This window comes from Flavobacterium shii (genome assembly GCF_025847235.1).
Lineage (GTDB): Bacteria > Bacteroidota > Bacteroidia > Flavobacteriales > Flavobacteriaceae > Flavobacterium > Flavobacterium shii.
The window spans coordinates 72873-85874 of sequence record NZ_JAOZEW010000020.1; the positions used below are offsets into that span (position 1 = coordinate 72873).

Consider the following 13002-nt stretch of genomic DNA (forward strand, 5'->3'; position numbering starts at 1 on the left):
TTATTTATTTGTGAGAATGTAAATATAGTAATTCCCCCCGAGTGGCACACTCCCAGTTTCGAGTACTGGGCGGGAACAAAATCAATCATTATGGACAAAGAAATTCCTTATGAATATTACGATAAAAAGCTAGGAGTGAAAATTAAGTTTTTGATTTCCGATTTAGATAGGAAACACCCCGATAGTTTAAGTCTTATAAAATATATCACATTGTATAAAAGAATGAAAAGTAACAATAGTACCGTAACAGAACTTAGACGCTCTTGCTTTGGCAGTGATGCCCTAGTATTGTTCTCCTCACTAGATCGTGAGACAAAGGATGCTGTTATTTTCAAATTTGGAAAACCTGCTGTCGAGGTTGAGAAAAGCTATTTTTCTCAACATTACCAACCTGACCGTTTAGCCTACGACTTTTTTATAGACCATCGGTATGGCGAAGATGAGAAGAAACTCGATTTGAAAAAGGTAGAGTTATACACCTATAACGCCTCTGTTCTGAATACTGTTTTAATTATGAAACCCACTCGAAAGCAAGATATAAAGGCAAGAGGTGCAACCGAAATAGATATATGGCAATCGCTCTCAAATGATGTAAATGCCTTTCGGGAAGTAGAACATAATTTGCCAACCAATAAGGATAGTTTGAGACGAAAAGTAGTGCAATACAGTAAAGAGGGTTACGAATGTTTAATATCAGGAAAATACGACATGAAAAATGCACAAGTAGTAACCAAGAAAATTGAAAGTTTATTAGTGAGTTTGTATTGCCTACCAAACAAACCGGATGTAGGTGCTGTACACGATTTGTATTTACAATTCCTAGGAGGGGGTATTGATGTGGTAAATATAAAAACGGGGGAATTATATGAGCGTAAAGAATTCTTTAAAAATGATGCCCCAATAGAACTTTCGGTGGCAACGATTTGGAATTACTTAAACGCTCCACGTAACAGCCTTGTTATTAAGAAGGCACGTAACGGAGCCTATGATTTCAGTCACAAAAATAGACCTCACGTAAACAGGACAGCTCCTAATTACACTATGAGTAAGATTACTCTCGATGACCGTGATATTATGCATACTAAGATGCATGACGGTTCTAAAGTAATGGCCTATTACGCTTTTGATGATTTGAGCGGGGCAATGATAGGAATTGCACATTCCAAGTCGAAAAACCATCAGTTGTACATCGATTGTATTCGCTCGATGTTCCGTTTTACCACTTCAAAAGGTTTAGGAATACCAATGCAAATGGAGGTAGAACAACACTTGGTAAGCGATTTCAAAGACGGTCTAATGCAAGCGGGAAATATGTTTCCATTCGTGAGATGGTGTAACCCTACTAACTCACAAGAAAAGTATGCGGAACGACTGATAGGTACTAAGAAATACGGAGTGGAAAAAGACAATAACCAAAATGTAGGTCGTCATTATTCTCGTAGAGACAGTAATCGGGTAACATTACAAAAGATATTTGATGAGCAAAACGATAATTATAAAGATGCAAAAGCAAGTTTTGAGCAAATTGTCGCTAACGAATTACAGGAGCAACTGCAATATAATAATGAATTGCATCCTAATAAAGAGAAATACAACGGCATGACACGAATGGATGTTTTCTTGCAAAATATAAATCCAGACCTACCAAAATTAGACAAAGGACAATTGGCAAAATACATAGGTAACCGCACCGATACCTCTATCAGACGTAGTCAGTATGTAACGGTTCAGTATCAAAAGTATCAACTAGAAAGTCCACAAATTCTAAACAGGCTTGCTCCGAATAATTACGATGTCGAAGCGTATTATATACCAAACGATAGTAACGAAATAAACGAAGTGTACCTCTATCAAAACAATCAATATGTAGGCGAATGTAAACCTGTTCCAACCTTCAATAGAGCCAACGCAGAGTGGACAGACGCGGACAAAAAAGGTTATGAAGAAGCGACGAAATACATCAGTCAATTTGATAAAATGGTAAAAGAAGACACAGGCAATGTATTAGAAAAACTGTCGATAATCAAAACGAATTATTCATTTATAGATGTTACTCCAGAAATAGTGACCGATATAGAACACGAAGAGGTTTTCGAATTGGAATATATGGACATACAAACAGAACGTAGTAGAGCAATTAACGACTTATAAAATCAATCATTATGTTATCAGCAGAAGTAAAACAAAAAATCCTAAATCAGTTGAACATTCATCGTGGCAACTACACAAGCGACACTAAACACGCTAGGGTACTAGACATCAACACAGCACAATATTCACGCATCAAAAGTGGCGAACTGGAGCGTGTGATTTCAGAAACAAAGTGGATTTCACTAGCTCGAATACTCAATGTTCAGCTACAGGCAAACAGAGTGTGGGAAACAGTTAAAACGGAAACCTTCAACTACATAACAATCCAGTTAGAGAGTTGCCAAAACCGTTCTATATCTGCTATTTTTTGCGATATAGCGGGCATAGGAAAATCACACACAGCAAAGCACTACGCGGAGAATAACCAAAATGCGGTGTATATAGATTGCTCCCAAGTAAAGAGTAAACAAAAGCTAATCCGAAAAATAGCTAGAGAGTTTGGAGTCGATTACACAGGACGCTATAGTGATGTTTACGAAGACTTAGTTTATTACGTGCAAACAATCCCAACCCCACTTATCATATTGGACGAAGCGGGAGATTTAGATTACAGCGCTTTTCTTGAATTAAAAGCACTATGGAATGCCACTGAGTATTTATGCGGTTGGTACATGATGGGAGCCGATGGACTGGAGCAAAAGATAAACCGCCAGAAGGATTTAAAAAAAGTAGGGTATACCGAGTTGTTTGATCGCTACGGTAACGGCTATAAGAAAGTAACTCCAAATGGCAAAGATGCTCTCAGAGACTTCAACATGCAACAAATAGCATTGGTATCGAAAGCTAATAAATCGAACGTATCACCAACGGTAATGTATGGAAAAACACTCGGTTCATTGCGAAAAGTAAGAGTCGAAATTGAGAAACAACATTTAGCTGCATAATGGAAAGCAAACCAAAAAAAGAGAAACCTAAACCATTACTAAAAGCTCTTACCGTAGCTAATATTCAAAATCAAAAAACACAACGCATCAAGTTTACAGAGAAATGGTATGATGCTTTCAAAGAACCGCAAAACAAAGGAGTTTGGTTCGTGTGGGGCGGTTCGGGAAGTGGTAAGAGTACTTTCGTGATGAAGCTTTGCAAAGTACTGGCATTACTCAGTTTTAAAGTTTTTTTAAACATCCTAGAAGAGGAAACGGATGATACCGATTTTATAGATAGAGTCAATCTCAACGAGATGCAAGAAGTTGAAGGCAATTTTTTAGCTAGAAGCTACGACTATAACGACATGGTACACTATCTCAAACGAAAGAATAGTCCAAAAGTTGTAGTGATTGATAGTGCTACTTATTTCTTTGAAAGTTTTGAACAATACAAGCAGTTCAAGCGAATGTTTAAAGATAAAATAATCATTATCACAGGACATGCTAGCGGTAAAAATCCAAAACATGCCCTTGAAGATGCTATTATGTTCGATGCCAAAATGAAAATATTCGTAAACGGATATTTAGCCTTATGCAAAGGTAGAACGATAGGTCCTAACGGAGGAAGATTCATTATTTGGGAAAGTGGATATAAAAAACTAAACGGAGAAACAAACGAATAAGACAGTAAAATCAAAAATTAATGACCTATGGACACTATCAATCAACTATTAGGACTTAGTCCTGAGGAATTCGAAAAAGAACGATTTGGTTACTATTGGAAGTGGTGTGAAAAACTAACTACTAATATTTTAGAAGCCCAAAAAATACTTGCAAACAGTTCAATTAACAGGTACTACAATATAGAATTGGCTAAATGCGAAAAGGAATTTTTATTTAGGATAAGGAATTATCAAGATAGCGAAACAATCACTGCAAAAGATCGAAAAAGGCTTTATGAAAAATGTATCCAAGTTATGGAAGAAAGCCGAAAACCAATGTCGCTAATTGAAAACGTTATCCGGGCAAAACCAAAAGAAATGTCTTTAAGCATAAGTATAGCCTATGTAGCTGTAAGGGGTGTAAAACTTGACTCAATAACATTAAGACTAAACTAAAATGACAAATCAACAATTAAAAAACAAAATAGCACAGCTCGAACAGTGGCTATTCGACAATGCATCAGAACACGAAGCTCGTCCACAAATCGAAACAGATTTACGCAAAGCAAAAGAACAACTAGCAAACTTAAACAATGAGAGAAAATAAAATACCAAAACGCCTTATAGAACTGGGATTAGTTCTGCAATATGATAGTGAAGTTTTTAAATGTGAACTTAAAGAAGAACAGTTTTTAACATGGATAGAACGTTTACTTATCAATCGTGAACGTGCAAAGATAATGTCAGGAGATACCACTTATACGCAAACAAAGGTACTTGAAAGCAAAATTGAAGCGGTTTTAATTGAAGTCAAAAAGAGCAATTGGCATCCATTTAAGGAAATTGAATATGCGAAAGTTATTTGAAATTTCAGCAATAGAAACGATTAAACAACAGGCTTTAAAGCCTTTTAAACGTTCCTCCTTTGATAACAGACGGTACAAATTGCATCAAAAAGTTAAAAATATATGCGAATTGAAATCGGCACAAAGAACCATAATAGTGCATTATGCTTGTCAAATCTCAAACAAATATATCATCGAACTGCAAAGTAAATTTCAATACAACATCTAATGTGAAATGTTTGAAACCAATAACATAGAAGTAAAAGAACCAATAATAGTAAAAAACTAGTAATAATGAATAAAGATAAACCAACAGTAACGCTGGCAGATTTAACGCCAGAACAAAGAAAAGAATTAGCGCTTGAAGCCAAAGAAAGCATCAAAGCAGAACGAGAAAAAAAGAAAGGCAATTATATAGCTTTTAAGGAATTAGGTGCGGAATTCATAGAAAGAAATATTGCAGCTCTTACTGAGTTGCATTCCGTAAATGAAAACGTAATCTTAAATGTTTTTAAGGATTTTAGCCCAACATTGGACATTCGTAAAGAGCTCTATGGAATAAAAGACCAGGATAGTTTTACAACAACACTTCCCGATGGTTCACAAAGTATAACTATTGGTTACAATGTGACTATCAGTTTCGATGGAACAGAACCTGCGGGTATCACAAAAATAAAGGAATACTTAGCTACTCTTTCCGGAAATAATGTAAACGCAAAAAAACTTTCTGCTAGTCTTAACCTCTTACTTAAACCAAACGGGAAAACGGGAATGTTAAAACCAAACGTAGTACTACAACTAAAAGCATTGCGTGAGGAGTACAATGATGAGGGGTTTGATGATGGCATAGAGATTATCGAAAAAGCTCAAATATTCACAAGAACAACTCAGTATGTTCGAGGTTGGAACTATGTTACAGCCGAGAACGGCCAACGTAAAAAACTAACATTCAATTTTTCAGTATAACAATTAATAATTAAAACACAAATACATGAGCAGCAATTCAACACAACAAAATGGAATCGGATTTGGAGGAATACTAACAATAGTATTCATCATATTAAAACTAACAAAGTATATAGATTGGTCATGGTGGTGGGTTCTGTCGCCAGTGCTAATTCCAATTGCATTTGTTTCAGTCGCTTTTTTAATCGCAGTACTAATTACAGTGATAAAGAAATAATAATAATTCTGAGTAAAATAAAATCTAATTTTTAAATAGTAACAAGTAAAAATATGTCAAATCAAAGAATACAATTAAATGATACAACAATGAGTGTTGTAGCAAAAATGTCAGAAGGTAATTTCGGAGCAATGGGTGTTCTTGTAAATATGTTAAAAAAAGATACCGAAGCTATTGACCCCGATAACTTAATGGGCGGTCTAGGAGTAATTCTATACTTAGATGCTTTAGGGATTTATGGAACAGATATATATGTTCTTCATAACGATATCTGCGATAGTAATTTAGTAAAAACACTTGCTGTGTTAAGAGCCACGCAATTAGGAATATTTTCAGCTATGGTATTAAATGATGCTTGTCATAGACAAGATGGCTCAGGTAAAAACCTCATTCCAGTTGATGAATTGTATCTAAAAGTAAAAGAACATTTACCAAGGTTCGATGAACAAAAAGGTTAATTAATTCGGTTTCCTGAGTGCCTATGGAGGATAAAATTTAGCTGAAAGGGACAATAGAATTTTGAAAAAGTGACTCGCCCGCCACCCGTAATGTCAAGGCTATGTCATAAGTGGGTTCGAATCCCACCTCGGGAACAAATCTAAAATAATATAAAAATGAAAAGCAGAATAAAATTATTTCAATTCACAGAATTATTACAAGCTACACTTTTAAAACTTGTAAATGACAAAGAAAATGATTGTATAAGAGTTAGTGTTTATGGTTATACAAAACAATTAGATCATATAGAGTTTAGCTATGATATAGAATTTCTCGATGAAGAAGCACGAGACTTAACATTTGATGAAATAACATCAGACTTAATGTTTGAAGATATAAAAAAAATCATTTCATCTTCAAATATTCCAATTCGTATTTAATTTATAACAAATGACAACAACAAAACCAATATCATATACAGGAACCAGTTCCGCTGTAGATAACTACAACAAACCTAAAAAAGCCCTAGAGGCTATTGTTCAAGGTGTAAAAAGTCAGAGTAAAAGCAATTGGGGCATATTTGACAAGAATAACCAACAGCATAAAACAGTGCTTTCATTGTTACGACAGCTTCAATGGGTAATACAGAATGAGCGTTACGGTGAAGTAGCAGACATTAATAGACTAGGTGAGTTTTTAAAGAGTGATAAAACACCAATTAAAAAGCCTTTAAAGGATATGGAACCGTGGGAGGTTTCAAAAATTATAGAGTGTTTTAAATCAATGATAATAAAAAAGTACAAATAACATGGAAACAAAACTTATATTTTTAGGATATCTTTCTTTAGGAATGCTAAATGGATTTCTAATTGGTTATGGAATTAGAGGTTTAAAGTTGAAAAAAGAACCAAAAAATCGAACATCAAAATTTCCAAAATGTAATTGCAAAGATGTTAACGAATGTAGTACGTGGTGTCATGCAAAAGAATTGTTTAGTAAAGATTATCAAGATGGAATCATATAGCATCAATAAATTATGCCTAACTCATGTACCAGTAATTAGAGTAATTGAAAGTGTTGGCACTTGTGAAACAACAGCCCTTTTTTGCACAGTATGTGACGAACAATTATCAGAATCTCAAATAGAATTGTAACTATGACACGACAAGAAGAAATCGCCCAAGCATATAAAGACTGTGAATATTATGTAAAAGAAAAAATTAATAATGAAGGTTGGGTACCACATCGTTTTTTATTAGACTTATTATGTTTCTATCATAAATCAGAGATAGATGTAATAGGAAAAGAATTAGTTAGACCTAAAAAATTGAGACAATGAAAGTAGAACTTAAACTTACAAATTATCAATTGTCTTTCTTAAATGAAATGGTAGCCGATAATTTGTTATCACCATCTGAAGTCATGTCTAAAGAAAACAAAAGTTTTATTTATTTAATGACTGAAATTGGTAGTAAATTATTAAAGAAAGCAATTGACAAAAGAAGCCATTTAAAACCTTTTAAAGTATCTTTTAAGTACTATGAAGCATTTGCTTTGCACCAGTTTCTTTACATGTATGTCGATTATGTAATTAAAGATTATGAAACTACAGAACAAAGGAGGATAACACGGGAGATATTAGGTATAATAAATCAAAAATTAGCGTAATGAAACAATACGTAACATATAAAGTAACTTTTAAAGAGACAGCAGATCAGTGGTTATTCCAGTACCGAAATAGTGATAAAATAATTTATAGTTTTTTCAACATCAAGGGTAATCGGATTTTAAACCTTTTCAGAGATCGACAATTTCCTCAAACCATCGACATGATGGAGCAATGGACAAAATATAAAAAAGTGGTAACCATTGAACTGGTTTTAGAGAGTTATGAATTTGCCGATTTTTGGGAAAAATACAATCTTAAAAGAAAAAAAGAACCTGCTCAAAAAGCATTTGAAAAATTGAATTTAGTGACCCGAATACAATGTTTTTCAGTTTTGCCAAAATATGATGCTGATCTTGCTAAAACAGGGCAAGCAAAAGCACATTTAGTAACATGGCTTAACCAAAAGAGATATAACGACGAATATTAAAAATTATGGAACTATTAAACTTAGAAAAAGAGTTTGAATTTTATCTGGAGACCGTTAAACTGGATCCAAAAAACATGTCTAAAATTCAACTTCAAGAAACTAAAAGAGCCTTTTATGCAGGTATAGCCCAAATGTGGTTAATGTTTAAAAATCTCAGTCAATTAGAACACAAAAAGTCTTACGCCTTTTTTAATGATCTAGAAAATCAAATTTCAATCTTTTGGCTTGATGAAATAAATCGGCTTAATTCCAGAAAAAACATAAAAGAACACAAACGACAAACGTAAGTAAAAGATTATCAATAAATAAAAGAAATAATTAAGTTCCTAACGGTTTCCCGTAATGACAAATTAAAAACAATCTAGTACCTTTGAAAATGATGAAACACAAATATCAAGATTTTATTGACAAAGAAACAATTGAACTATCTAAAAATTTGGCTCAATTGGACAAAAAGTATAAAAGGCAACTATGTCTTGTATTCATAGTTGGAGCTACCCTAATTATTGCAGCAATCAAATTTATTTAGACATCTCTAATTTAAAGTTTAAACACCAAAATACATAATAAATTAATTAAATATAAAATCAGAATGAAAAAATTAATACCCTTTTTAGTTTTAATATTAACTGTTTCTTGTAGCAATGACGAAACAATCAAAGAAGTTGAAGTAATAAAAGAAGTGCCAGTAATAAAAGAAGTAATAGTTGATAACACTGCTCCAAATACACTTTTAAAGACTGAAAACTGGCTTAAATCGCATAATAATGGATATGGTAGCGAAGATGCTTCAAGTATTTTAAAAACAGAAATTAAAAAGGTTTTAGACGAAGGTAACAATTATCAATTTTTCAATGTATATATAGGTAATCATAGACATGATATACAAAATGAACGATACGGAAATGAAAATACTGTAATTCTAGTATTTTTTAAAAATAATCAAAATCAAGAAATTAGAGTTTATGAATCGTATGGGCAAAATTTAAGGTACAGAGATGATTCAGTAAAACAATCCAACTACTCATTTGCTCCTGATTTCTTTAAAAACGAATTGATAGGCTCAATAACAACGCCTGATTTTCTAAAGTTATAAATACCACAGATTAACCAAGGAACCACTTTAATTGAGTGGTTTTTTTATGCAGTTAAAATCGCCTTGACAAGTACTATTTGATACTTTATTTTTGTCGTTAAATAAGTATCAAATGGCAACTCCTCATCAAAATACTATAAAAAAGGCACTTCTTGTTACTGAATTATTAGATCAGAACTACGAACAAGGGAACCAAGCTAAAATGATGCACGGGGTTTTAAGAAGTAAAATAAGTAAAGTTTATCCAATGTCATACAGAACCTTGCAACGGTATGTAAAGTTGGCAAGAAATTTGCCTGAAGTAAAACAGGATCAGTTATCGTTATTTTAATACTCTGAAATATGAAAAGAATACTATTCACCATTTGTTTTTTAACCTCACTTTTTGGGTATTCTCAGGAATACTACGTAGACAATAATAACATTAATGCATTAAAAGTGTATGAGGTCAATAGTCCGGAACAAGCAAATATTTTGGTTTTCTTAGTGAGAAATAAAGAGCAAACTACTCAAAATGGCTGTTGGTTTATTGGAAAAAGAACACCAACAAGTAAACCCATCCGATATGTGAATTTTCCACAACAAGCCGATTTAAGAGTATATCAGGTAAGAATAAAAGAACAGGCAGGATACAAAAAAGGAAGCTAATCAGCTTCCTTTTTTTGTTTTAACTTCCCTTTTAAATCAAGGGTTTCAAACTCTCCAAACTCAAAAACAGGAGTTTCGATTAAATCTCGTGCATAGCTCTCAAACTCAAAAACAAGTATGTGGTAATCCGCGACAGGATTATCAACAGGTACTTCCGATATAAATTTCAAAGGCGAGCTCGTGCCTAACTTTCTACCTTCCAAAATCTCTTGCAACAACCCCACGTAAATAAACCGGTTCATTCCAAGTACCTTGTTTGGAGCTACATTACTGGCATCTTCTTCCTCATCGATAACAAGGTGTAATGTCATTTGTATCAACCTAGGCTTGTCTTTGCCTTGTCCTGTATTTGTATAATTTACAAAAAGAGCCGGTAACGAATAGTATTCGTATAACTCAGGGTCAACAGGTTGACTACGGTATAAATCTATAAAGAAATTACCATTGAGGTTTTTAGTTTCGAATTTTGCTTTTTCTGCTTCAATAACTCGGTATAATTCAAGGATAGGTACAATCATTTTATTGTTTTTTATGGGTTCATCGCTTTTTCAAAGCGGTTTAGTGTCAAATTCTCAATGTCATTGGCTAGTACTGCACTGCTACCTATAAACTGACGTTGGGGAATAGTTAGGTTCATTTTTCTTCGATGCCCTTTTACAGTATGCGACTTTACCGTTTGTGCGCTAACTGATTCAACGGTTCCTTTGCGGGTTCGGGAGTGTGCCTTGCGGGTATGTGCTTTTTTAGTAAAGGATTTAACGGTGGCAACTTTCGTTATTTTGCCACCGTTATTGAGAATTTCTGCATATGGTACATCGGTACCTATAACTACTTCTTCCTGGCTTACTTTTACCTTTCGGATGCTACGTTTTAAACGTCCGGTATTAACCAATAATGTTTGGCTTTTACGTTTACCTCCCTCACGTCTTTGTTTTCTACTTGCCCAGGGCTTTCTTGTTTTATCTAACCAAGCCTGATCCCTAAATCTATCTTTAGTAAAGCGAACCGCTAAAACTGCTATTTCATTCGGCAGCGCTTTTCGAGCTTTGATAAGATTGTCCACCATTTGTGTAAACTCATTCATTTTACTTATTAGGTGTTAAAAAGCAAGCTCCCCACTTCGAATCACTCTCATTAATATTTCTTTAAGCGCTTTTTCGAGTTCTTGGGGATTCATTTTGTTAAACTCTTCACTTTTTGTGTTTACAGTTTCTACTAGTGAACCAATGTTAATGGTTAGGTTCTTTGCTTGCCCTCCCCCCGAAATCACTTTAGAATCATCTACTGGACTACTTGGTGTAGCTGTTGGAAGACCGTCCGTTTTATTTGGTTCGTCCACTAAATCCGTGTCTGATGGCTTTTTAGCATCAAGCATTACTTTGGCGGTAATTTCATCTAAATTGGGAAATTTAAAATTGGCTATTTTGTCCTTTGCATCCATAAAATTCAAAGTAAAAATGTCATACATTATACTGCCAATCTGTTCTAAAATTTCTTTCATCCAAAGAAAGATAGGTTTCACTTTTAGGTACAGATTGGTGAAACCGCCTGAAAATCCAGTAACTGCTTTTATACCATCCCAAATTTTGGTAATAAAGAATGAAAAGATACCAACAACATTCTTTAAAGCATTCCAAATCATACGCAATCCAGTTGTTGCAATTGTAAATGCCAATTCAAATACCCATCCTAGCGCTGCAATCACATCTCTTAAAATTACAGATTCAGCCCATAGTTTTTTGAAATAATCAACAAGGACTAAGACTCTATTACCTGCTTCTGACATTATTGGTAGAAATAACTCTCCAAATTTCAAAATGTAAACCTGTATTTGATTCCAAATAATTTTCCATGACTCCATAGGTGTTAAAGAGTCCTGATAAGCTTTGTTAAGTGCGCCTTGGGAACCTGCCGAATCATCAATTGCTTTTTGTAACCCTTTGATATCTTGTATCATCGTTCCAAAACCTACAGAGGAAGACTGATCTAATCCTAAAGATGCCATTTTTTTCATACGTTGATTATCAGTCAATCCTCTCATTTTAGATTCTAACTGTTTCATGATGTCCAAAATCGGTTTAACCTTACCGGTTTTAATATCAAAAACATCAATGCCAATTTTTTTGAATTTACCTACTACTTTAGTATCAGATAATGATCGCATAATTCCCTCCAATGCTGTGGATGATTGCTCAGCCGAAAGTTTGGTGGTCAATGCTGCATAAGCTCCCGCAGTTTCATCCAGTGCAAATCCAACGTTCTTGGCCAGTGGAATAATTTTAGGTAAATAGGTTGCAATATCCTTAAACTCCGCATTACCTGATTTTACAGTTGCAAAAAGAATATCATAAACCTTATTTACTTTTTCACCACTGGAAGACATTACCGAAATAGCTGCACTTGCCACTGTTTCAATATCAGTAAATCCTGCTTTGGCTGCTCGAAGGGTTGGTTCCAATGCTTCCATCGATTGATTTACTGTTAAACCTGCGGATATAATCCGATTAAAAGCCTTTGGTATTTCTTCCAAAGGGGCTACGTTCCGGCTACCAATTTCGAGTAGCTTATCGGAGAGCTTTCCGAGCTGTTTCTTCGAGAGCTCGGCGGTGACGTTAATTTGCGCCATACTCTCCCACCAGGCGTTTGCCTTTTTGGTAGCATACCCAATCGCTGCTCCCATTGCTCCAATAGCAGCTACTCCCAAAGCTATTGGATTAGTTAATAAAGCCATTGCACTCCCAAGTTCAGGTATTTCACCACCAAGAGCACTAAGCGCCTTTGCGCCACTTGACCGTAGTCCATCAAGTTTGGACTGCATCGAACCCACTGCTTTGTTTACTTTATTTTTGGCACCGTTAAGCCCCATAGCTAGCTTATCCCGTAAGGATAAGTGCAACTCCATTCTTGCTGTACCACTCATGTGTTATTTGTATTTTATATTCATTTTTTTGTATCTTTGTACTATCAGGCTTGAACATCGAGGGGTGCGCCCCACGGTTCCTGATATTAAAGCAATC

Annotated in this window: 22 protein-coding genes; 19 read left to right on the plus strand and 3 right to left on the minus strand. The window is 34.5% G+C overall.

What is annotated here, in order from left to right; all coding sequences use genetic code 11:
• Positions 1–90: 90 nt before the first annotated feature.
• The 19 genes from OIU83_RS17635 (at position 91) to OIU83_RS17725 (ending at position 9985) form a co-directional block, all read left to right on the plus strand.
• Positions 91–2151 (plus strand): hypothetical protein, encoded by a 2061-nt coding sequence (locus OIU83_RS17635; RefSeq protein WP_264207573.1) that lies wholly within the window; start codon positions 91–93, stop codon positions 2149–2151.
• An 11-nt stretch (positions 2152–2162) separates the two neighbouring features.
• Positions 2163–3035 carry an ATP-binding protein gene (locus OIU83_RS17640; protein ID WP_264207574.1) on the plus strand — a complete coding sequence of 291 codons (873 nt, stop codon included), beginning with the start codon at positions 2163–2165 and terminating at the stop codon, positions 3033–3035.
• Positions 3035–3700, plus strand: coding sequence for an ATP-binding protein (locus tag OIU83_RS17645; protein WP_264207575.1), 666 nt, complete (start codon positions 3035–3037; stop codon positions 3698–3700). Before OIU83_RS17640 ends, OIU83_RS17645 begins: the two co-directional genes overlap by 1 nt.
• A 27-nt stretch (positions 3701–3727) precedes the next feature.
• A complete protein-coding gene (locus tag OIU83_RS17650; protein WP_264207576.1) occupies positions 3728–4135 on the plus strand; it encodes a hypothetical protein in 408 nt (135 codons plus the stop codon).
• Between the two features lies 1 nt (position 4136).
• Positions 4137–4286 (plus strand): hypothetical protein, encoded by a 150-nt coding sequence (locus OIU83_RS17655; protein ID WP_264207577.1) that lies wholly within the window; start codon positions 4137–4139, stop codon positions 4284–4286.
• The gene (locus OIU83_RS17660; RefSeq protein ID WP_264207578.1) at positions 4273–4545 is read left to right on the plus strand and encodes a hypothetical protein; all 273 of its coding nucleotides are present in this window, start codon (positions 4273–4275) and stop codon (positions 4543–4545) included. Before OIU83_RS17655 ends, OIU83_RS17660 begins: the two co-directional genes overlap by 14 nt.
• A 273-nt stretch (positions 4546–4818) precedes the next feature.
• Complete coding sequence (locus OIU83_RS17665; RefSeq protein ID WP_264207579.1) at positions 4819–5490, plus strand: hypothetical protein; 672 nt, start codon at positions 4819–4821, stop codon at positions 5488–5490.
• A 25-nt stretch (positions 5491–5515) separates the two neighbouring features.
• Entirely contained in the window at positions 5516–5707 is a 192-nt protein-coding gene (locus OIU83_RS17670; protein WP_264207580.1) for a hypothetical protein, read from the plus strand.
• Between the two features lie 53 nt (positions 5708–5760).
• Positions 5761–6165: a hypothetical protein gene (locus OIU83_RS17675; RefSeq protein ID WP_264207581.1), complete on the plus strand. Its 405-nt coding sequence runs from the start codon at positions 5761–5763 to the stop codon at positions 6163–6165.
• A 156-nt stretch (positions 6166–6321) separates the two neighbouring features.
• Positions 6322–6585, plus strand: a complete 264-nt coding sequence (locus tag OIU83_RS17680) for a hypothetical protein (protein WP_264207582.1) — start codon at positions 6322–6324, stop codon at positions 6583–6585.
• Positions 6586–6595: 10 nt separating this feature from the next.
• Positions 6596–6952, plus strand: a complete 357-nt coding sequence (locus tag OIU83_RS17685; RefSeq protein ID WP_264207583.1) for a hypothetical protein — start codon at positions 6596–6598, stop codon at positions 6950–6952.
• 1 nt (position 6953) lies between these two features.
• Positions 6954–7169 (plus strand): hypothetical protein, encoded by a 216-nt coding sequence (locus OIU83_RS17690; protein ID WP_264207584.1) that lies wholly within the window; start codon positions 6954–6956, stop codon positions 7167–7169.
• A gap of 132 nt (positions 7170–7301) precedes the next feature.
• Positions 7302–7484 carry a hypothetical protein gene (locus OIU83_RS17695; RefSeq protein ID WP_264207585.1) on the plus strand — a complete coding sequence of 61 codons (183 nt, stop codon included), beginning with the start codon at positions 7302–7304 and terminating at the stop codon, positions 7482–7484.
• Positions 7481–7813: a hypothetical protein gene (locus OIU83_RS17700; protein ID WP_264207586.1), complete on the plus strand. Its 333-nt coding sequence runs from the start codon at positions 7481–7483 to the stop codon at positions 7811–7813. Before OIU83_RS17695 ends, OIU83_RS17700 begins: the two co-directional genes overlap by 4 nt.
• Entirely contained in the window at positions 7813–8241 is a 429-nt protein-coding gene (locus OIU83_RS17705) for a hypothetical protein (RefSeq protein ID WP_264207587.1), read from the plus strand. The genes OIU83_RS17700 and OIU83_RS17705 overlap by 1 nt, the downstream gene beginning before the upstream one ends.
• A 5-nt stretch (positions 8242–8246) precedes the next feature.
• A complete protein-coding gene (locus OIU83_RS17710; protein WP_264207588.1) occupies positions 8247–8528 on the plus strand; it encodes a hypothetical protein in 282 nt (93 codons plus the stop codon).
• Between the two features lie 305 nt (positions 8529–8833).
• Positions 8834–9337 (plus strand): hypothetical protein, encoded by a 504-nt coding sequence (locus OIU83_RS17715; protein ID WP_264207589.1) that lies wholly within the window; start codon positions 8834–8836, stop codon positions 9335–9337.
• A gap of 112 nt (positions 9338–9449) precedes the next feature.
• Positions 9450–9668 carry a hypothetical protein gene (locus OIU83_RS17720; protein WP_264207590.1) on the plus strand — a complete coding sequence of 73 codons (219 nt, stop codon included), beginning with the start codon at positions 9450–9452 and terminating at the stop codon, positions 9666–9668.
• 11 nt (positions 9669–9679) lie between these two features.
• Positions 9680–9985 (plus strand): DUF6150 family protein, encoded by a 306-nt coding sequence (locus tag OIU83_RS17725; RefSeq protein ID WP_264207591.1) that lies wholly within the window; start codon positions 9680–9682, stop codon positions 9983–9985.
• Here OIU83_RS17725 and OIU83_RS17730 read toward each other — a convergent pair.
• The 3 genes from OIU83_RS17730 to OIU83_RS17740 are packed head-to-tail and all read right to left on the minus strand — an operon-like array spanning position 9982 to position 12905.
• Complete coding sequence (locus OIU83_RS17730; RefSeq protein WP_264207592.1) at positions 9982–10503, minus strand: hypothetical protein; 522 nt, start codon at positions 10501–10503, stop codon at positions 9982–9984. The two genes, OIU83_RS17725 and OIU83_RS17730, sit on opposite strands and share 4 nt — an antisense overlap.
• An 11-nt stretch (positions 10504–10514) precedes the next feature.
• Positions 10515–11069 carry a phage virion morphogenesis protein gene (locus OIU83_RS17735; RefSeq protein ID WP_264207593.1) on the minus strand — a complete coding sequence of 185 codons (555 nt, stop codon included), beginning with the start codon at positions 11067–11069 and terminating at the stop codon, positions 10515–10517.
• Between the two features lie 15 nt (positions 11070–11084).
• Complete coding sequence (locus OIU83_RS17740; protein ID WP_264207594.1) at positions 11085–12905, minus strand: phage tail tape measure protein; 1821 nt, start codon at positions 12903–12905, stop codon at positions 11085–11087.
• Positions 12906–13002: the final 97 nt, after the last annotated feature.